This window comes from Sporomusa acidovorans (assembly GCF_900101845.1).
GTDB lineage: Bacteria > Bacillota > Negativicutes > Sporomusales > Sporomusaceae > Sporomusa > Sporomusa acidovorans.
Window position 1 is genome coordinate 136,350 of sequence record NZ_FNAM01000001.1, and the last position, 20,782, is coordinate 157,131.

The following is a 20,782-nucleotide window of genomic DNA, read 5'->3' on the forward strand; positions in this document are numbered from 1 at the left end:
GGGTACAGGTGGCTTCTGCCGGTGTCCTTAAGGACTTGGCACAAGCCAAGTCTTTTCTTATATCCAAAATCCCAAAGAAGTGTTTTAGTTAGGTGGAAAAATGCCAGATAATGCTACTGCGCAAGTAATTATAAATATCCCTACCCGAAAAATTGACAAGCCCTTTTCTTACGTCATTCCCGCCCATTTATCAGCGATAACAATAGGGTGGCGTGTTCTTGTGCCTTTTGGCAACAGAAGGGTAGAAGGTTTTGTCGTTGGCCTAGAAATTGAAAGTACCCAAGGGTTAAAACCTATCCTTGAGGCGTTAGATAATTACCCCTGGTTTGATAATAATATGCTGGCAACCGCTAAGTGGCTAAGCGAGTATTACCTCTGCTCATTGGCTGAAGCCATGCGATTGTTTATTCCTGGCCAGTCAGGAATTAAAATTCAAAAAAGCTATCAAACTCCTGCCGAACTGGATTGGGAACATGCCGCAATTTTATTAAGCAAAAAACCAGCGGAATACCGCACAATTCTAACGTACATTTATGAGCATGGTCCAGTCACATTGAATAACCTTACCAAACTATCTTCTCAGATTAATCCGATAATAAAATTTTTTTTACAACACAAGCTAATCATTACTGCCAATTCTATAAACAAGCGTGGCCAGGCTGCTTCTTTAACAGTCATTAACCTGGCCGTCAGCCGGGAAGTAGCTGCCGATACTGAAAAAGCTCTACCTAAAAACAATACAGCTCAGCGCCGATTGTTACAGGCATTACTGCATACCCAGGAACTTACGACAGTTGAACTGCGCCGGCTGGCGATTGCCCCAAATACTGTAAAAAAAATGGCAGACCAAGGCCTAGTTACGGTTCGCAATGTCCCCGTATTTCGTAATAGTTATGCCGGGCTTAATCGGCAAGCTGCCAACTTGTCGTTAACCGCTGAGCAGCTACAAGTTTTACAGGAATTAATTCCTGCAATCCGTAATGAAAGATATTCCTCTTTTTTACTACATGGTGTTACCGGCAGTGGTAAAACGCAGGTTTATATACAAGCAGTGGCCGAAGCCCGGCGACTTAATAAGCAGGCCATTGTCTTAGTACCTGAAATCGCATTGACAAGCCAGATTATTGCCCGTTTCCAAGCTGCCTTTGACAATGACATAGTCGTTATCCATAGTAAGCTGTCAGTAGGCGAACGATATGATGCCTGGCGCCGACTGCAAACTGGACAGGCAGGAATTGTTATTGGTGCACGCTCAGCGCTATTTGCGCCAGTTAACCAGTTAGGCCTGATAATTATTGATGAAGAACATGAATTTACCTATAAACAAGAAGAGGCACCCCGCTACCATGCCCGGGAAGTAGCATTAGCCAGAGCCAAGTTTGCCGCTGCTACTGTTATATTAGGCAGTGCAACTCCTTCTATTGAAACTTACTTTCAGGCGCTTCAAGGAAGGCATAAGTTACTGTCAATGAAAAAGCGTGTGGACGATGCCCCCATGCCGTCTGTAACTGTTGTTGACATGCGTCAAGAATTAGCACAGGGCAGGCGAAGTGTTATCTCATTACCCTTACAAGATATGCTGACTGAAACCTTAGCCAAAAAAGAACAGGCAATTATTCTGCTAAACCGGCGTGGTTACTCAACATTTGTATTATGCCGTGAGTGCGGCCATGTTCTTACGTGCCGCCATTGTGATATTTCCCTTGTTTACCATGCTCCCAGTAAAATTTTACGCTGCCACTACTGCCAGGAAAAACAAGCTGTACCGGATGTTTGCCCCGAATGTGGCAGCCGGTATATCAAATACTTTGGTACAGGCACTCAAAAAGTAGAAGAGGCTTTGAAAGGTTTGTTTCCTTTAGCTAAAATTATTCGCATGGATCAAGATACAACCAGTCGCAAAATGGCTCACGCTAAGATTCTTTCCGCATTTGCAGCTGGTAGTTATGATATTCTCTTGGGCACCCAGATGGTGGCCAAGGGCCATGATATTTCCAATGTAACTGCTGTAGGAATTATTTCAGCGGACACCGCTCTTAATTTACCTGATTTTCGGGCAGCAGAGAAAACCTTCGCTCTTTTGACACAAGCGGCTGGAAGAGCCGGGCGTGGCAGCAAAACCGGGCGAGTGGTTATGCAGACTTATAATCCGGAACATTATGCCATTATTGCCGGCGCTGAGCATAATTATTCGAAATTTTATCAAAATGAAATCGGTTTTCGTCAACAATTGTGTTATCCACCTTACACGAGTCTGATAAAAATCACAGTGCAATCAGATAATGAGCTAACTGTCCATCGCCAAGCAAGCCAATTAGCGGCAGAACTTACTCAAAAACTTAGCATAGCAGACACTGCAATTATCGGGCCGTTTCCGGCTTCGGTGAATAAAATAAAAGATATCTTCAGAGTTAATATCCTCATTAAAACCCAAAATTTAGCTGCCATAACCAAAGAAATTTACAGCATGAACATAGTTAGCCGCAACAATGTTATTGTAGATATTGACCCGGTAAATGTTCTTTAGTTTACAGCACGACTTTTGTGATAAAATAAATTGTGGTAATAATTTTTATGCTTACCAGGCTAGGAGGTAAAACGAATGCCAGTTTTAGAAATCAGAAAGGCAGGCGACAAGATTTTAAAAGAGGTTGCCGCGCCGATAGAAAAGATTGACCGTAAAATCAAACAATTGCTTGACGATATGGCCGAAACCATGTATGCAGCAGACGGTGTTGGACTAGCCGCACCGCAGGTTGGTGTATCATTACAGTTAGTAGTAATTGATGTTGGCGAGGGGATTATTGAACTTATTAACCCGAAAATTATTGCCTATGAAGGCAGTGAAGTTGGAACAGAAGGTTGTCTAAGTGTACCCGGCATGTACGGTGAGGTTGAAAGATACGCTGCTGTAACGGTGGAAGCCTTAAACCGGTCAGGTAAAAAAATCCGGATAAATGGCTCCGGCCTGTTGGCGCGAGCTCTACAGCATGAAACAGACCATCTCAAGGGTATCTTATTCATTGAACTGGCTAAAACCTTACACAAGGGGTAATCTGCATGAAAAAACTCAAAACAATTTTTATGGGAACGCCGGATTTTGCCGTACCATGTTTAGACATGTTAGTGAAAGAAGGGTATTATATAGCTGCTGTTGTCACTCAACCGGACAGGCCAAGGGGGCGTGGCCAAAAACTGGCCTTCTCGCCGGTTAAAGAGGCAGCTTTACACTATAATCTTTCCATAATACAGCCTGAAAACGTAAAAAATGATGATTTTTACCACCAAATTGCTGCTCTCGCACCAGACGTGATCGTCGTTGTCGCTTTTGGTCAGCTTCTACCCAAAAAATTACTAGAATTGCCCACCCATGGCTGCATCAATGTACATGCTTCACTCTTACCCAAATATCGTGGTTCCGCTCCCATACACTGGGCTATTATTAATGGAGAAACACTAAGCGGTATAACCACTATGTATATGGATATCGGTATGGATACCGGCGATATGATTCTAAAGGGCGAAGTTCCCATTTTGCCTGCTGATACAACTGGTAGTTTACATGACAAATTGAGAAATTTAGGTGCTGGCGTATTATCAGAAACTTTACAGCGGATAGCAGCCGGAACTGCGCCCCGTACTCCACAAAACGATGCGGAAGCCACATATGCCCGCATGCTCTGTCGCACTACGGAACGGATTGACTGGCATCAGAGCGCAACAGCAATTCACAATCTGGTGCGTGGATTAAATCCTTGGCCGGTAGCCTATTGTAAATACCAAAATAAATCACTTAAAATCTGGCAAACTAGAATATATAATGAATCAGAACTATGTTCCAGACCGGGACAGATTGCCCAAATAACCAGGAACGGGCTGGTTGTTGAAACCGGTAAAGGAACAATCGAACTTTTGGAAGTACAGCCTGAATCCAAACGACGGATGAAAGCAAGCGATTGTGTTTGCGGCTACTGTTTGCGCGAAGGCATGATGCTAGAATAAAGAAGGTGCCGTAATGATTGAAATAGTACACAGACCCCGCAAACGTCTTTTTTTAGCTTTGATCCTTATTAGCTTGTTGTTAACTACTTTATCCAGTTATGGTTTATGGGTCGTAAGCTTGCCGGGATTAACCAATATTAGCAGCTACCTGCCCATGATATTCGGAATGTTTTTAGCGGCAGTTATCTTAGCCGCCGCCGCGGGAATTATCGGGATCATTTTGGCTATTTTAGGATTTAGAACACTGGGAATTTTCCAAGGCCTTGCATGGTCGGCCATCAATCTATTATTTCCAATAGCTATTTGTATCGGCAAGCTGTTCGATGTTGATAAAGAACGTGTTGAACGCTCCTTTATTGAAGTTAGTAACCATCTAATCCGACAAAAACAAATCGTGGTGCAGCCCACAAAGCTATTAATTATGACACCTCACTGTTTACAACAGGAGGCCTGTCCGCATAAAATTACGCGGAACGTATCCAATTGCCGTTGCTGCGGCCAATGTCAAATTGGTGATTTAAAAAATCTTGCTGAGCAGTACGGCGTTCATTTGGCAGTGGTAACGGGTGGCACTTTGGCCCGAAAAATTATAAAGACAATACGGCCACAGGCAGTGCTGGCCATTGCTTGTGAACGCGATCTTACGAGCGGTATTCAGGATGTTTTCCCCATACCAGTGATTGGCGTACTCAATGACCGACCATTTGGCCCTTGCTGCAATACTCGGGTCGATATTTCAAAAGTTGAACAAGCTATCAAAGATTTTTTAACTCCCAAACAATAAATGATTTAAAAATAAATATAAAATATATAAGATAATATCATTAAGGTTTACAAAAAACTAAAGATGGTGCTTGCACATGACTAAAAACAAAATGGATGCCCGCGAAATTGCACTAAAAGTATTAAATGAGGTGGAAGGCAAGGGAGCTTATGCGAATATTGCCTTGGCACAAGAATTAAACCGGCGGGCATTGCAGGAAAAAATAACAAACCAGGATCGGCGATTCATTACCGAACTAGTCTATGGGACTGTTAAAACTGGCGCTACTTTGGACTGGATGCTTAGCTGTTTTTTGAGCCGCCCACTTGCCAAAGTAGCGCCTATTATTAAAAATATCCTGCGACTGGGAATGTACCAATTATTTTATCTCGAAAAAGTCCCTGCCTCAGCGGCCTGTAATCAGGCCGTTGAATTGGCAAGAAAATACGGCCACGCCGGAACAATTAAATTCGTTAATGGGGTTTTAAGAAATGCGGCCCGCTGCCCGGAAAAAATTATATTTCCCGAAAAAGATAAATATCCTGTCAAATATCTAGCTCTAAAATACTATCATCCTGAATGGCTGATTGAACGCTGGGTTAACCGTTTAGGCATAAAAGTTTGCGAGGACTTGTGTCAAGCCAATAATACTACACCGGTGCTTTCGGTCCGTACAAACACGTTAAAAATAGAACGGGAAGCACTGCTTACACGTTTAACGGCAGAAGGGGTGCGATGCCAGGCATCCAAGTGGACTCCCGAGGGAATCCTCTTGCACGAGCATCCAAGTCTTATAACTCTTAATTCTCTCCAAGAAGGTCTGTTTCAAGTGCAGGATGAAAGCTCCATGCTGGTAGCGCATATCCTCGGCCCTCAGCCAGGCGATTTTATTATTGACGCCTGCGGAGCACCTGGCGGCAAGACTACTCATATCGCTGCTTTAATGAAAAATACCGGCAAGGTTTTGTCTACTGATATTTATGAACATAAATTGGCACTAACCCGAGAAAACGCTGAAAGACTATCGTTGTCTAACATTGAAACCAAGGTTCTTGACGCCGTCAATCTAGGCAGTATGTATCCGCTTAAAGCGGATAAAGTTTTGGTTGATGCTCCTTGTTCAGGCCTTGGCGTATTGCGACGTAAGCCTGATTCCCGCTGGCGCAAAACCAAGGACATACTACAGGATCTACCAAAACTGCAGGCAGCGATTTTGGCTAGCGCTGCTCAGTGCGTAAGACCCGATGGTGTTTTAGTATATAGCACCTGCACAACTGAGCCCGAGGAAAACCAAAATATTGTCAATTCATTTTTACAGGAAAATCCGGCATTTAGCTTGGAGCCTGCGGGTCAATATCTGCCGATGGATAAAAAAACCGCTGACAACATGCTTCAGCTTTGGCCACATATCGATAACGTTGACGGATTTTTTATTGCCCGTATGAGACGGCGAAATTAAGGCGGTAATTAACATGACAACAGAATTATTTGGCTTATTTGCATCTGAAATTACGGAATTGACAAAGCCACTGGGGTTCCAATCCTATCGTGGCAAACAAATTGCAGAGTGGTTATATAAACATATTGTACATAGTTTTGACTCAATGACTAATCTGACTAAAGCGCAACGTAAAAAGTTAGCAGAAAATTTTTCTATGCTGCAGGTTAGTCGAAAAGCTGTGCAGCACTCGATAGATGGTAAAACGAGTAAATTTTTGCTGTCATACCCGGACAATATGGCAGTTGAAACTGTGCTAATGCGCCAGCCTTATGGCAATAGTGTTTGTGTATCAACACAAGTAGGTTGTGCAATGGGCTGCATTTTTTGTGCTTCGACACTTGGTGGTCTGCTGCGAAACCTGAGTGGTGGCGAAATTCTGGCTCAAGTATTATTTATTTCTGAAATATTAAACCGGGAAGAGCAAAAAGTAGATTCACTTGTAATCATGGGCTCAGGTGAACCATTAGCCAATTACAACAATGTCTTGCGTTTTATTCGACTTATTCATGAAGCCTATTGCCTGAACTTGAGTTATCGCCATATAACACTATCGACTTCAGGTATTGTCCCGGAAATTGACAGGCTGGCCGGCGAAAAACTGCCGATCACACTATCCATTTCTTTACATGCACCAAACAATATTTTGAGAACCAAGCTCATGCCAATTAATAGGCGCTATCCTATTGAAGAAGTTATTGCGGCCAGTGACCGCTATGCTGCCGCCACCGGTAGACGCATTACTTACGAATATAGCTTGATTGCGGAAGTTAATGACCAACCCGAACATGCCCGTGAATTATCAACCCTCCTTAAAGGCAAGTTGGCAAACGTTAATCTAATTCCTATTAATCCGGTAGCGGAACGTGGTTTGCTGCGACCTTCACTAGAAAATATTGGCAAATTTGAACAACTTTTAAAAAATGAACATATTAATGTAACTGTCAGACGCGAGATGGGAGCTGATATTGCTGCCGCCTGTGGACAACTGCGTTATAAAGTATGTCGAAATGATGGTTGATTTTGACTAGACAGCCAATATCGCGTATAATAAAAAAAGACTTGATTTGTATCGGTAGCTCTTTACTATTACACCGTTTTAGCGGGAGTGTTAAAATTGAAGTTTGTCCGCAATATTGAGAGTTTTATTGAAAAATATATCGAAGGTTTTTTCAATAAAAAGTTAGCCAGTAATTTACAGCCCATTGAAATAGCCAAACAATTAGCCCGTGAGATGGAAGATGAGCGTACGGTTGGTGTTTCTCACGTTTACGTACCCAACCATTATACTGTATATGTTAACCATGAGGACTATAGTCGGCTGGAACCGTATGCTGAAGACGTATGCAGCGAATTGTCCTCCTACTTGGTTGAGGAAAGCCGCAGCAAGGGCTACACAATGGCTGGTGGACCGCAAATAGAACTTTTTGCTGATGAAAAATTAATAAATCATGATTTTCGAGTTACCTCTGATTTTACGGAAGTCCCACATGATGAGAATGTTAGTCAAACGAAAAATACGTCGGCAGTCAACGATACCAGAGTGTTTACCAAACTGGAACCAACGCTACACCCTTCACAACAAACTCTCCAGGGAACCTTAACAGTTATTGATGGGGTAGATGCCGGCTTAAAAGTTGATTGCACCGCCAATAGAGTAAACATCGGCCGCCGTAATACAAACGAACTGCCGCTTACTGACATGAATACCTCACGTTTGCATGCATACATTGTTTATGAAGAGGACACACATGTTATCCATGATGCCAAAAGTCTTAATGGCACCTATATCAATGGTAACCGGATTACTCATAAGCACCTAAATAATGGGGATAGAATAAAAGTTGGCAGTACTGTTATTTTGTATGAGGTGAAGTAGAATTGCCAGGTAAAATTCAGGTGATCAATGTTTTAGTTGTAGGCTTACAGTACACGCTGGTAATACTGCTCTATTATTTTTTGTACCGCATAGTTAAAACAGTAAGATACGACTTAACCAGGCTGACCATAGATATGCCAGAGGTTTCATTTGTCCGCGATAACGATAAACTGGAAAAAGGAAGTTTAGAGCGTCCGCCCAGGTTAATAGTGGTTGAGGATCAACAGGGGCTGCTATCCCAGTCTGTCTTTATTATAAGCGACAATGTAACCATTGGGCGCAGTCAGCATAATACTATCGTCATTAATGATAATTTTATTTCTCATGAACATGCCTGTATCTCTGAATCGAAACACAACTATCTGCTGACTGATTTAAACAGTACGAACGGTACACTTGTTAATGGTCAACGAATTAAAGATGAAACTGCCCTAGCAGATGGTGATGTAATTAAGTTGGGGGCAGTTACTCTTAAATTTGAGAGGTGACATCCATGCTGGCATTTGCACAGTCAGACATTGGTATGGTACGAAAAACCAATGAAGATAGTTATGTTTTTTTACCGCCACATTTGTTCGTTGTGGCCGATGGTATGGGCGGGCACGTTGCCGGAGAGATTGCCAGCAGCCTTGGAGCCGAAACCATTCGTAGCTATATTGAAAAAATCACATCACCGTCAAACTGGGATCAGATCCTAACAGAAGCAATTATTCAGGCAAACACCAAGATATATCAAATGTCTCAATCCAAGAGCGACTGTCAAGGCATGGGAACCACCGTTACAGCCATATATCTTGATCATTCACAAATTCATTGGAGTCATGTAGGTGACAGCAGACTGTATTATATTAAAAATAATGAACTTCAGCAGATAACCAGCGATCATTCCCTTGTTTGGGAGCTTATGAAAAATGGCAGTATCACCAGCGAAGAAGCACAAGTTCATCCGCATCGCAACATACTGACAAGAGCGGTAGGTACCAGTGAAACAATTAGTGTAGATTCCGGTAGTTTTATGTGGGAGCCGGGAGATAATTTATTACTTTGTACTGACGGGCTAACTAACATGCTCAGTGAAGAAACTATTCTTAGTATTTGTATTGAGTCCAGTGCTCCGCAGACTATTATAAATACTCTTATCAACCAGGCTAAGCAGGCAGGCGGTTATGACAACATTACCGCCATTCTCCTACAGCATAGGAATTAACATGAGACAGACAAAATTAACCGAAATTGGGCTCTTATTATTAGCCGGTCTCATATTAATAAACGGTTATCTTGCTGTTTCTTTAGCTAGTCATAAGTTTTCTTATCAGGGGATTGGTGTAGTCATTGGTTTAATTTTTCTTTGGACGCTGACTGCCCTGTTACTTCGTTACTTTTCAAAAAAGGCAGATCCTTTATTATTGCCTTTAGCCGTATTTTTAGCATCTATTGGGTTAACACTTATTTTTAGACTGCGGCCAGAATTATTCTTTCCTCAAGCCATGTGGCTAGCAGCAGGCCTGTTTGCATTTATTATTACTGTTGTCATTTTTCGAAAACCGGAGGAGGTTGCGGGCTACAAGTATCTTTGTGGTATAACAGGGGTTGCCTTGTTACTGGCAACAATTCTTTTTGGCGTTGAAATCGGTGGCAATAAAAACTGGATTATTCTAGGACCGGTAAGGTTTCAGCCCTCCGAATTTGCGAAATTATTGATTATTATTTTTCTGTCTGCCTACCTGAGTGAACGCCGTCAATTATTAACCTATGCCACCCGGCATTATGGCCCGCTGACTTTTCCTCATCCTCGTTTTGTTGCACCATTGTTAGCTTTATGGGCATTAACTATGGCTATGCTCATCGTTCAGCGCGACTTGGGCTCCGCTTTACTTTATTTTGGCACAATAGTTATTATGGCATATATGGCAAGTAGCCGCTGGAGTTATGTATTGCTGGCACTTTGTTTGTTTTTTACAGGTTCGGCCTTTTGCTATCTTTTATTTCCCCATGTCCAGGTAAGAATTGATATCTGGTTAAATCCTTGGGCAGACCCTACGGGGCGTTCGTATCAAATTGTTCAATCACTGTTTGCCCTAGGGTCCGGAGGACTGCTGGGCAGCGGTTTGACTTTTGGCTATCCCAATATTATTCCGGAAGTTCACACCGATTTTATCTTTGCCGCAATTGGTGAGGAATTAGGACTTGCCGGCACGGCTGCTGTCATCATTGCTTATATACTCATTGTTTACCGGGCTTTTCGAACAGCCCTTACTGCCCAAACACCGTTTACCATGCTACTCGCTGGTGGACTTGGTGTTCTCACCGCTTTACAAGTTTTCATTATTATTGGCGGTGTCACAAAATTTTTACCGCTGACAGGAATAACACTACCTCTGATAAGTTATGGAGGTAGTTCTATGGTTTCAAGTTTTATCCTTCTGGGGATGTTATTTGCCATATCGGAGGCGACCACCACCTAATGAACACTAACGACAATTCCCATAAGGCGATCCGCAAAAGTATCCGCAAAAGTATCCGCAAAACAGCATTAATTTCTATTGGTCTGCTATTAGTTCTATTAAGTTATGTAACTTATATTCAAATTATCGAAAGCGATACTCTTGCCTTTCATCCGCTTAACCGCCGCACAGCAGAAGCGTCTCGCAAGGTAGAACGTGGTCAAATCACGGACATTCATGGAAAAATATTGGCTGTAAGTAAGCTTGCCGACCAAAAATACTACCAACGTGAATATCCTTATGATAAAATATTTGCTCACGTTGTGGGCTATGACAATCCCAAGTATGGTAAAACAGGTATTGAAAGTGTTTATGATGGATATCTTTCAGGACAGATAAATCCCGAAAGACGTCTGGGCGCGATTAGTCACTTATTCTCAAATGGGGCCGGTAATACGGTTATGCTTACAGTTGACGCCCAGATACAGCAAGTGGCCTATCAGGCTCTTGGCAACAACCGTGGCGCTATTGTAGTCATGTCACCTAAAACCGGCGCGATATTAGCGCTGGTCAGTCGTCCGAGTTTTGATCCCAACACCCTTGAAACAGATTGGGAAAATGTTTCACAATCTGCCAACAGTTTACTCCTTAATCGCGCAACTCAAGGCTTATATCCGCCGGGTTCTATTATCAAAGTTCTGGTTGCCCAAGCCGTTTTAGCTGAAAAATTAGCCGATAAGAACCGTCAATTTACTTGTACCGGCTCTCTTAAAATCGGTCCTGATTACATATTGCCGGAAGCTAACAATCAGGCTCATGGTAAACTAAATCTTGAGCAGGCTCTCGCCGTCTCCTGCAATGTCACATTTGGTCAGTTAGCGCTTGATCTTGGTCGTACTAAAATGGCCAAGTATTTTGAACAATATGGATTTACCCAGCAAATTAACAGTGATTTTCAGGAATCCGTAAGTAAGCTGCCAAACTTTGCCCGGTTAAGTGATGGCGATTTAGCTCAAACCGGTATAGGGCAGGGGAGTCTCCTGGTCACACCGCTCCGAATGGCTATGCTGGCGTCTACTTTTGCCAACAAAGGAATTATAATGAAACCCTATTTAGTACAAAAAATTATTGCACCAAATGGTTCTATTATTAAAGAAACTACACCAGAGAAATGGTTGACACCGTCAGAAAGTAACTGGGCTAGCCAGGTTGCCGCTATGATGGTAAGTGTAGTAAACGAGGGTACAGGCTCTGGAGCAGCATTACGTGGTATACAGGTTGCCGGTAAAACAGGAACTGCAGAAAATCCTCACGGCAATCCCCATGCTTGGTTTATTGGTTTTGCGCCAGCTGACAATCCACAAGTTGCTATTGCCGTCATCGTTGAAAACGCTGGTTCTGGTGGCAAAACAGCCGCGCCATTAGCCCGGCAGGTTTTGTCACAGGCATTACGTTAAGGGGGTGAATCAATGCTCAATCGTACATTAGATAATCGTTATACAATTTTAGAACGAGTTGGCGGTGGTGGCATGGCCGATGTATACCGCGCTCATGACAAGCTTTTGGACCGTTCCGTAGCAGTAAAAGTATTGCGTTCACAATTCACAGATGACGAAGAATTTGTTAGTCGCTTCCGGCGTGAAGCCCAGGCTGCGGCTAAGCTTTCTCATCCCAATATCGTTAACATTTACGATGTTGGGCTTGATGAACAGGCATATTATATAATTATGGAGTATATTTCCGGCGAAACACTTAAAGATAAAATTGACCGGGAAGCGCCTTTACCTGTGGAAACCGCAGTGCGTGTTGCCATGGAGATAGCGGAAGCGCTTGAACATGCCCACCAAAATAATTTAGTGCATTGCGACATCAAACCACATAATATTCTTGTGACTCGCTCAGGGCGAATTAAAGTAACTGATTTTGGAATAGCCAGGGCTGTTACTTCTTCCACCATGACAAATTCCGGAACAATCATTGGTTCAGTACATTATTTTTCTCCAGAACAGGCTAAAGGCACCTCGGTTGGGGCAAAATCTGATATTTATTCCTTAGGTGTTGTACTTTACGAGATGCTTACCGGTCAGGTTCCCTTTACCGGTGAATCCCCCATCAGCATTGCACTTAAACATTTGCAGGAAGAACCCAAACCGCCCCGGGAACTAAACCCGGATATACCGCCTTTGATTGAGGCCATAATCGCAAAAGCAATGCATAAAAATCCGGCAGACAGGTTTGCTGATATCGGCGAAATGATCGCTGACCTGAAACTGGCGCAAAATTATTTAAGAGATGACCATACACGCCGGTTATCAAATAATGACTTTCCTACCCAAATATTACCCCCGGTTACACCATCCTTAAACCAAGATAGTGTAAATCACACAGATCAAACCCCTAACCGCACTACTCCTCGGCTAAACGGAGCTAAAATTTCTAAACCTTGGCTTTGGGGACTACTATTATTCGTACTGTTTACTTCAGCATTAGCTGCCTTTTTAGCATTCGGAAAGTTTTGGAGTCTTAATGAAGTTACCGTGCCGGATGTAGTGGGGAAACAGGTAGATACCGCCCGTAATATCCTTATCAGCAATAACCTTAGAGTTTCTGTCTCAGAAGCTTATAATGAGAAAGTTCCGGCGGGATATGTTATTTCGCAGCAGCCGGAAGCGGGAACAACAGTTAAAGAACAGCGAACAATAACCATTATAGTAAGCAAAGGTGGCGAAATCACAGTAGTACCCGATTTACGCGGCCTTAACCGCCGGGATGCTGAACTTCAAATAAAGAACTCCGGACTAAAGTTAGGACGTGTTGATGAGCAATTTTCTGATGACGCTCCACCTAATACGGTTATCAATCAAAACCCGCGCCCGCCAGCTCAAGTAACTAAAGGTACAGCAATTGATATCGTCATAAGCAAGGGAACTAGCCCCAAGAAAGTTGTATTGCCTGATTTCCAGGGTTCTCTTCTTAGTACCATAGCAGCTCAACTAGAAAGTTTAAAACTTAAACAAGGAAAAATAACAGAAGTACCTAACGATAAGTATCCTCCGGGTACTATTGTTAGTCAGAATCCGCCACCGTCTTCTGAAGTAACGGAGGGGAGTTCGATTGACTTTTCTGTTGCCAAGGGTGTGCCTGGTGCCGTTAAGCGAGCCGTTGTTCAGATAACCGTCCCTGACGGTCCAAGCCGCCAGTCTCTACAAATCGTAGTCACAGATGCTAACGGTCGGCGAGTCGCTTATGAAGGTACGCATAAACCTGGCGAGCGAATTGAAAAAACAGTAGAAGGTGCAGGTCAGGTTCGTGTTCAAGTTTATATTAATGAAAAATTGCTTCAAGAACAAACAATCTAGACACTTCTCAGGAGGTAACGTGTGCTGAAAGGTATTGTAGTAAAGGCCTATAATAGTTACTACTATCTACAGTCAGGCAACAAAATTATTACATGCCATTTACGTGGCCGGTTTAAAAAAGGACGCTTCTCCCTTATTGTTGGCGATGAGGTAACTTATACTTTAACCGGCCCGGAAAAAGGCATCATTGAAGACATACTGCCTCGACGTAGCATGCTTAAGCGGCCAATGGTCGCCAATGTAGACCAGGTTGTTTTAACTTTTGCCGCTGTTAATCCTGACATTAACCCAGCCTTGATTGATAGATTCTTAGTTATTGCCGAGTACTCAGAACTTGACATAATTATATGTATTAACAAGATTGATTTAGCAAACATTGATACAATAGCTAGCTTAGTAGAGCGCTACGTACAAGTTGGTTACAGAATGTTCACCGTCGCTGCCAAAACAGGTATTGGCATAGCAAAATTACAAGAATATCTTCATGATAAGATTTCGGTTTTTGCCGGTCCATCAGGCGCTGGAAAATCTACCATTCTTAATGCTGTTCAGCCGGGACTCGAACTAACTACCGGCGAAGTCAGTCACAAAATCGGACGAGGTAAACATACCACCCGGTTTGCTGAACTTTTACCTCTTAATGGCGGCGGTTTTGTTGTAGACACTCCGGGTTTTAGTTTTACTGATTTTTCGGAAATGGAAGAGGCTCATTTAATGGATTACTTTCCTGAAATAGCCCAAATAGCCCCTACATGTAAATTCAATACCTGTATTCATTATAAAGAGCCACAGTGCGCTGTAAAACAAGCCGTGGCGGAAGGGCTTATTCACACCGAACGATATCAGTCCTACCTTGATATTTTGACCGAAATTAAAGCAAGCAAGCGAGGCTTCTAAATGAGTACCAATATTAAAATTGCTCCTTCCATTTTATCTGCTGACTTTTCTCAATTGGCAAATGAGATTATAAAAATAGAAAAAGCAGGTGCCGACTGGGTTCATATTGACGTTATGGATGGTCATTTTGTTCCTAATTTGACCTTTGGCCCGCCGGTTGTCGCTGCTCTGCGTAAAGTAACCAAACTGCCGTTTGATGTTCACTTAATGGTTACTAATCCGCAGGATTTAATTGATGCGTTTGTGCGCGCAGGCGCCGATATTATTACTGTGCACGCCGAAACGGCCCCTCATTTGCATCGCTTAATTCAAACAATTAAAGAATATGGTAAAAAGGCAGGAGTATCACTAAATCCATCAACACCACTTGCTGTAATTGAAGAAGTACTAAATGATTTGGACATGGTTCTTATTATGAGTGTTAATCCGGGCTATGGCGGTCAACAGTTTATCCCCGGTGCTACCGATAAAATCGCCCGTTTAAAGACAAAACTTCTGGAGCGCAATCTTACCGTAGATATCGAAGTTGATGGCGGCATTAACACTGATACAGCCCGCCAAGTAACTGCTGCCGGTGCCAATATACTTGTGGCCGGCTCAGCGATATACGGTGCACCGGATACGTCTCAGGCAATTAAAGCCATTCGAGGACTTGATTAATTTACCGCTTAGTGGTAACATAGGTAATAGATAATATCTACGAGAATAAAAAGTATACAGTTAGCCTTTGGGGCAAGGTGAAAAAGAGTCAATCTCTTTTAATTCCTGACCGGCGGTATAGCCCGCGAGCCGTTATCACGGTTGATCTGGTTTGATTCCAGAGCCGACAGTATAGTCTGGATGGTAAAAGGCGAAAGTTCTGCCGTGATGGCATTTCCTAACCATATTGCCGATTGAACTGTTGATAGCCCCAAAGCTATTCAGCAGTTTTTTTATTTTCCCGATAGGCTGCATGTATTGGAGGATTTCTATGGACGAGTATTATATGCGTCAGGCACTCACTATAGCGCAATATGCCAGGGGACGTACAAGTCCCAACCCCATGGTCGGTGCCGTTATTGTTCAAGCTGGGCACATAGTCGGCCAGGGTTGGCACCGCCTAGCGGGTACGCCCCATGCGGAAATTCATGCATTAGCACAAGCCGGTGAATTAGCTAAAGGGGCAACCATTTATGTCACACTTGAACCATGCTCGCACCATGGCCGAACCGGCCCTTGCACGGATGCTTTGCTAAAGGCCGGGGTGAAGAAAGTGGTGGTAGCCATGACTGATCCCAACCCCAAGGTTGCCGGCAATGGCCTTGCCCGGCTTAAGGCGGCCGGTATTGAGGTAGTAGAAGGTGTGTTAGCGGCAGAAGCCGCAAAGCTCAATGAAGTCTTTATTAAATGGATATCTACCGGTCTCCCGTTTGCCAGCCTTAAAACTGCCATGTCACTTGATGGAAAAATTGCTGCCTATACCGGCCATTCTAAATGGATAACAAGTTCAGCGGCCAGAGAGTATGTTCACACGCTGCGCGATACGCATGATGCTATTCTAGTAGGTATTGGTACCTTGTTGGCCGATGACCCTCAATTGACTACCCGCTTACCGGCAGGGGGAAAAAATCCGCTAAGAATTATTGTTGACAGCATGGCCCGAACTCCCTTGACTGCCAATGTGGTAAAGGACCAACAGTCACAAACCGTTATTGCAGTAAGCCGGTCAGCTCCTAAGGAGAAAATCACCGCCTTGCAGAAAAGTGGTGTAGAAGTGCTGTTACTGGAACAAACACCTTTAGGTCTTAATTTACGGCAATTATATAAGATTTTAGGCGAACGCCAGATTAGCAGCATATTGGTTGAAGGCGGTGCAGCCGTCAACGCCTCATTGTTAGCTGAGAATCTGATCGACAAGGTCTACAGTTTTATAGCCCCAAAAATAGTTGGCGGTAAAAATGCGCCCGGACCAGTCGGCGGGATGGGCGTGTCTGCTGTAGACCAGGCTATTATGCTGGAAGATATCCATACCCACACAATCGGTTCAGATATTCTAATAAGCGGTTACGTAACCGGACGGGAGGGACGAGATGTTTACCGGACTTGTGGAAGAATTAGGGACAATTAAACAAATTATTAGAGGAGCAAAATCTGTTCGCCTTTCGGTTTTCGGCGGCAAAGTACTAGAAGGGGTCAAACTGGGTGATAGTATTGCCGTAAATGGTACTTGTCTGACAGTTGTTGATTTCAGCCGTAATTGGTTTACCGCTGATGTTATGCCTGAAACGGTAGATCGCACTGCTTTGGCCGGTCTCAAGCCGGGTGATACCGTGAATCTTGAACGCACCTTAAGAGTTGGGGACCGGCTAGGCGGACACATTGTCAGCGGGCATATTGACGGGGTGGGGACAATTGTAGCGAAAGAACAATATGACAACGCTATCATTGTCCGTATCGGGGCAGGTCCTGAGGTTATGCGCTACATTATTGCCAAAGGCTCTATTGCTGTTGACGGCACAAGCCTTACCGTTGTCGATTTTGGCGGCGACTGGTTTACTGTATCGCTCATTCCCCATACTGCCGCAATGACTACGGTAGGACTGAAAGCGACCGGGGAACCTGTCAATTTAGAAGCAGACATCATTGGCAAATACGTAGAAAAACTGCTAGGGCTAAAGCAACAAAGCCCCCAACCTGTTGAAAAAATAACTCTTGGTTTTCTAGAACAGCATGGATTTACCTTATAAGTAAGCTAAACGCTTTAAATGCGGATGGCAGAAAAAACGGAGGAGTTTACATGAAATTCAATACGATTGAGGAAGCTATTGAAGACGTAAAGAATGGTAAAATGGTCGTGGTTATTGATGATGAAGACCGCGAAAACGAAGGGGATCTGCTTGTAGCCGCTGAAAAAGCAACGCCGGAAGTTATCAATTTTATGGCGACACATGCTCGCGGACTGATTTGCATGCCAGTTATTGGCAGCCGCCTGGATGAGCTAGATATCGGCCAAATGGTAGTCGAAAATACAGATAACCATGGAACAGCTTTCACGGTATCTATTGACGCTAAAAATACGACAACAGGCATCTCCGCCTATGAACGGGCAATGACGGTGCAAACCGTGTTAAGCGCAAGCACAGTCGCCAGTGATCTTAGACGACCTGGTCATATTTTCCCGCTTAGGTACTGTGAAGGCGGTGTTATGCGACGTACCGGTCATACCGAAGCGGCTGTTGATTTAGCTAAACTAGCTGGTCTGTATCCTGCAGGTGTAATTTGCGAAATCATGAATGAAGATGGCACGATGGCACGGACACCAGAGTTAATGCAGTTTGTCCAAAAGCATGATTTAAAAATTATTACTATTGCCGATCTGATAAAATATCGTAAGAAACATGAGCGCTTTATCACCAGAGCCGCTGAAACCAATCTACCGACTAAATATGGTAACTTCAAATTGATAGCCTATGAAAGTCAACTTGATAAGCAATGTCATATCGCCCTTGTGAAAGGTGATATTGCTAATAAGCAAAATGTATTAGTTAGAGTCCACTCAGAATGTTTGACAGGTGATGTCTTAGGTTCGCTGCGTTGTGACTGCGGCGATCAGTTGGTACACGCCTTAAAACGCATTGAAAAAGAAGGTTGCGGCGTATTACTGTATATGCGGCAGGAAGGCCGAGGTATCGGACTTGCCAATAAAATTCGGGCCTATGCCCTCCAAGATAAAGGCAAAGATACGGTTGAGGCTAATGAATTGTTAGGCTTTGCCCCTGATCTTAGGGACTATGGCATTGGTGCGCAAATTTTGTCCGACTTAGGGTTAACCAGTATCCGCTTGCTTACCAATAATCCTCGCAAGCGGGTGGGGCTCGAAGGCTATGGTTTAACAATTAGTGAACGAGTGCCACTGGAAATACCGGCTAACAAATTCAATAACCGCTATTTAATGGCCAAAAAATCCAAACTTGGACATTTATTAAAACAATATGGGGAGGCAAATAACTAATGGAAACAATTAAGACATATGAAGGAAAACTAGTCGCTGAAGGATTAAAATTCGCGATCGTTATTGCTAGATTTAATGAATTTATCACCAGCAAGTTGCTGGGAGGCGCGTTGGACGCACTCAAACGCCATGGGGCTACCATGGATAAGGTGGAAATTGCCTGGGTACCTGGCGCTTTTGAAATTCCCCTTACCGCCAAAAAGCTTGCTTTAAGCAAAAAATATGATGCCGTCATTTGCCTTGGTACGGTAATTAGAGGCAGTACAAGCCATTATGATTATGTTTGTGCTGAAGTATCCAAAGGGGTAGCACTCGTCGGCTTAGAGAGTGGTATTCCAACGATTTTTGGTGTACTAACCACCGATACAATCGAGCAGGCCATTGAGCGGGCTGGTACCAAAGCAGGCAATAAAGGCTTTGACGCTGCCGTTTCCGCTATTGAAATGGCCAATCTGCTTAAAGGGTTATAAACGACGGGGAGGAGTACTATGAAAATTGGTATAATTAGCGATACTCACGGGTGTCTTGATACCTGGAAACATGTTTTTGACACCTATTTTCAAGGTACCGATTTAATTATCCATGCCGGTGATGTTCTTTATCACGGGCCGCGTAACGCTATTCCTGCCGAATATAATCCGAAGCAACTGGCAGAAGTTCTGAACAACTGCCCAATCCCCATTATAACCGCGTGTGGGAATTGCGATGCCGAAGTTGACAGTATAGTCCTTAACTTGCCTATTCTTTCTCCTTATACCTATTTAATGCTTAATGGCTTAAGAATTGTTGTGACTCATGGTCACAATCTTACGGAAGATGCCAAACAGGAACTGGCCCAGCGCCTAAAAGCCAATATTTTTATTACCGGTCATACTCATATTGCCGCACTGGCAAAACATAATGAAACGATTTATCTAAATCCAGGCTCGCCTGGCATGAGCAAACGCCCGGACGGCTGTGGTACCGTAGCCTGGATAAACGACAACAAAATTGAAATACTAGATATTGCGACAGGCCAGCCGCTTTTTTCTGAAGTTTTGGCCTAGTATTCGGAGGTTTGCACAATGCGTGACCATCTTATCAGGGCAACAGCGCCCGGGCTTCGTGCCTTTGCTGCCGTTACTACCAATCTGGTAGAAGAGGCACGCCAACGACATGATTGTTTTCCAGTAGCTACCGCTGCACTGGGGCGCACCATGACCGGCGCACTATTATTAGCCGCTAATTTAAAAACAGCAGAAAGCATAACTGTGAGGATATCTGGCGACGGACCGTTAAAAGAAGTAGTTGCCGATGCTTATCCGGATGGGTCAGTACGCGGTTATGTAAGAAATCCTTTTGTCGATTTGCCACTGAATCAGGGAAAATGGGCGGTTGGGCAGGCAATCGGCAAGGGACATATTTACGTTACCCGCTTTGTTGGTCTCAAACAGCCTTTTACCGGCAGCGCGGCACTCGTTTCAGGCGAAATAGCAGAAGATATAACTCAGTACCTTACCGTTTCAGAACAAACTCCGTCAAGTGTTGCTTTAGGGGTTCTGATTGCACCTGATGCAACAGTTGCCGCAGCAGGAGGATTTTTTATTCAGGCGTTGCCGGGTGCGGAAGATTCGGCAATCACTCAGCTTGAAAATAATCTGCAGCAGTTGCCGCCGGTTTCTCAAATGGTTAACATGGGAAAAGGCGCTAATGGGATACTGGAAATGTTGTTTTCCGGACTTCCCATTACGGCGTATGACCCTTTGGAGCTTAGATTCAATTGCCAATGTTCCCGTGAAAGAGTGGAGAATATGCTCATCAGTCTTGGAGCCAAAGAAATTAAAGAAATGATCAACGACGGCCAAGCCGAAGTTTGTTGTCATTTTTGCGGCGAAAAGTATCATTTTAATGCCCATGAACTTGCTGTTATCTTGAAACAAATTGAAGCTAAGAAATAACAATTTGAATGA

Annotated in this window: 20 protein-coding genes and 1 riboswitch; all 20 genes read left to right on the forward strand. The window is 43.6% G+C overall.

All coding sequences use genetic code 11. The annotated features are described in order from the left end of the window. Window positions 1-100 precede the first annotated feature (100 nt). The 20 genes from priA to hslO all read left to right on the forward strand — a co-directional run bounded on the left by priA (window position 101) and on the right by hslO (window position 20,770). Window positions 101-2,527, forward strand: coding sequence for a primosomal protein N' (gene priA, locus BLR65_RS00755; protein WP_093791467.1), 2,427 nt, complete (start codon window positions 101-103; stop codon window positions 2,525-2,527). Window positions 2,528-2,602: 75 nt separating this feature from the next. Then, window positions 2,603-3,055, forward strand: coding sequence for a peptide deformylase (gene def / locus BLR65_RS00760; protein ID WP_093791469.1), 453 nt, complete (start codon window positions 2,603-2,605; stop codon window positions 3,053-3,055). 5 nt (window positions 3,056-3,060) lie between these two features. Next, window positions 3,061-4,002 (forward strand): methionyl-tRNA formyltransferase, encoded by a 942-nt coding sequence (fmt, locus tag BLR65_RS00765; RefSeq protein WP_093791471.1) that lies wholly within the window; start codon window positions 3,061-3,063, stop codon window positions 4,000-4,002. Between the two features lie 13 nt (window positions 4,003-4,015). After that, the gene (locus tag BLR65_RS00770; RefSeq protein ID WP_093791473.1) at window positions 4,016-4,786 is read left to right on the forward strand and encodes a DUF116 domain-containing protein; all 771 of its coding nucleotides are present in this window, start codon (window positions 4,016-4,018) and stop codon (window positions 4,784-4,786) included. A 91-nt stretch (window positions 4,787-4,877) separates the two neighbouring features. Continuing rightward, window positions 4,878-6,224 carry a 16S rRNA (cytosine(967)-C(5))-methyltransferase RsmB gene (gene rsmB, locus BLR65_RS00775; RefSeq protein WP_093792009.1) on the forward strand — a complete coding sequence of 449 codons (1,347 nt, stop codon included), beginning with the start codon at window positions 4,878-4,880 and terminating at the stop codon, window positions 6,222-6,224. Window positions 6,225-6,237: 13 nt separating this feature from the next. Beyond that, complete coding sequence (rlmN, locus tag BLR65_RS00780; protein ID WP_093791475.1) at window positions 6,238-7,284, forward strand: dual-specificity RNA methyltransferase RlmN; 1,047 nt, start codon at window positions 6,238-6,240, stop codon at window positions 7,282-7,284. A gap of 96 nt (window positions 7,285-7,380) precedes the next feature. After that, entirely contained in the window at window positions 7,381-8,142 is a 762-nt protein-coding gene (locus BLR65_RS00785; protein WP_093791477.1) for an FHA domain-containing protein, read from the forward strand. 80 nt (window positions 8,143-8,222) lie between these two features. Then, window positions 8,223-8,630 carry an FHA domain-containing protein gene (locus BLR65_RS00790; protein WP_281241469.1) on the forward strand — a complete coding sequence of 136 codons (408 nt, stop codon included), beginning with the start codon at window positions 8,223-8,225 and terminating at the stop codon, window positions 8,628-8,630. Between the two features lie 5 nt (window positions 8,631-8,635). Continuing rightward, the gene (locus BLR65_RS00795) at window positions 8,636-9,349 is read left to right on the forward strand and encodes a Stp1/IreP family PP2C-type Ser/Thr phosphatase (RefSeq protein ID WP_093791481.1); all 714 of its coding nucleotides are present in this window, start codon (window positions 8,636-8,638) and stop codon (window positions 9,347-9,349) included. Between the two features lies 1 nt (window position 9,350). Further along, complete coding sequence (locus BLR65_RS00800) at window positions 9,351-10,607, forward strand: FtsW/RodA/SpoVE family cell cycle protein (RefSeq protein WP_093791483.1); 1,257 nt, start codon at window positions 9,351-9,353, stop codon at window positions 10,605-10,607. Beyond that, window positions 10,607-12,043 (forward strand): peptidoglycan D,D-transpeptidase FtsI family protein, encoded by a 1,437-nt coding sequence (locus BLR65_RS00805; protein ID WP_093791485.1) that lies wholly within the window; start codon window positions 10,607-10,609, stop codon window positions 12,041-12,043. Before BLR65_RS00800 ends, BLR65_RS00805 begins: the two co-directional genes overlap by 1 nt. Before the next feature lie 12 nt (window positions 12,044-12,055). After that, entirely contained in the window at window positions 12,056-13,945 is a 1,890-nt protein-coding gene (gene pknB, locus BLR65_RS00810) for a Stk1 family PASTA domain-containing Ser/Thr kinase (protein ID WP_093791487.1), read from the forward strand. Between the two features lie 21 nt (window positions 13,946-13,966). Next, the gene (gene rsgA, locus BLR65_RS00815) at window positions 13,967-14,842 is read left to right on the forward strand and encodes a ribosome small subunit-dependent GTPase A (protein ID WP_093791489.1); all 876 of its coding nucleotides are present in this window, start codon (window positions 13,967-13,969) and stop codon (window positions 14,840-14,842) included. After that, window positions 14,843-15,502: a ribulose-phosphate 3-epimerase gene (rpe, locus tag BLR65_RS00820; protein ID WP_093791491.1), complete on the forward strand. Its 660-nt coding sequence runs from the start codon at window positions 14,843-14,845 to the stop codon at window positions 15,500-15,502. A 59-nt stretch (window positions 15,503-15,561) separates the two neighbouring features. Continuing rightward, a riboswitch (FMN riboswitch) is annotated at window positions 15,562-15,698 on the forward strand. Between the two features lie 114 nt (window positions 15,699-15,812). Next, window positions 15,813-16,949 (forward strand): bifunctional diaminohydroxyphosphoribosylaminopyrimidine deaminase/5-amino-6-(5-phosphoribosylamino)uracil reductase RibD, encoded by a 1,137-nt coding sequence (gene ribD / locus BLR65_RS00825; protein WP_093791493.1) that lies wholly within the window; start codon window positions 15,813-15,815, stop codon window positions 16,947-16,949. After that, complete coding sequence (locus tag BLR65_RS00830) at window positions 16,912-17,568, forward strand: riboflavin synthase (RefSeq protein WP_093791495.1); 657 nt, start codon at window positions 16,912-16,914, stop codon at window positions 17,566-17,568. Before ribD ends, BLR65_RS00830 begins: the two co-directional genes overlap by 38 nt. A 50-nt stretch (window positions 17,569-17,618) precedes the next feature. After that, window positions 17,619-18,833 (forward strand): bifunctional 3,4-dihydroxy-2-butanone-4-phosphate synthase/GTP cyclohydrolase II, encoded by a 1,215-nt coding sequence (locus BLR65_RS00835; protein ID WP_093791497.1) that lies wholly within the window; start codon window positions 17,619-17,621, stop codon window positions 18,831-18,833. Beyond that, window positions 18,833-19,303 (forward strand): 6,7-dimethyl-8-ribityllumazine synthase, encoded by a 471-nt coding sequence (gene ribH, locus BLR65_RS00840; RefSeq protein WP_176772658.1) that lies wholly within the window; start codon window positions 18,833-18,835, stop codon window positions 19,301-19,303. The genes BLR65_RS00835 and ribH overlap by 1 nt, the downstream gene beginning before the upstream one ends. Window positions 19,304-19,321: 18 nt before the next feature. Then, window positions 19,322-19,879 carry a phosphodiesterase gene (gene yfcE / locus BLR65_RS00845; protein WP_093791499.1) on the forward strand — a complete coding sequence of 186 codons (558 nt, stop codon included), beginning with the start codon at window positions 19,322-19,324 and terminating at the stop codon, window positions 19,877-19,879. An 18-nt stretch (window positions 19,880-19,897) separates the two neighbouring features. Beyond that, entirely contained in the window at window positions 19,898-20,770 is an 873-nt protein-coding gene (gene hslO, locus BLR65_RS00850) for an Hsp33 family molecular chaperone HslO (RefSeq protein WP_093791501.1), read from the forward strand. The last annotated feature ends 12 nt before the right edge of the window (window positions 20,771-20,782 follow it).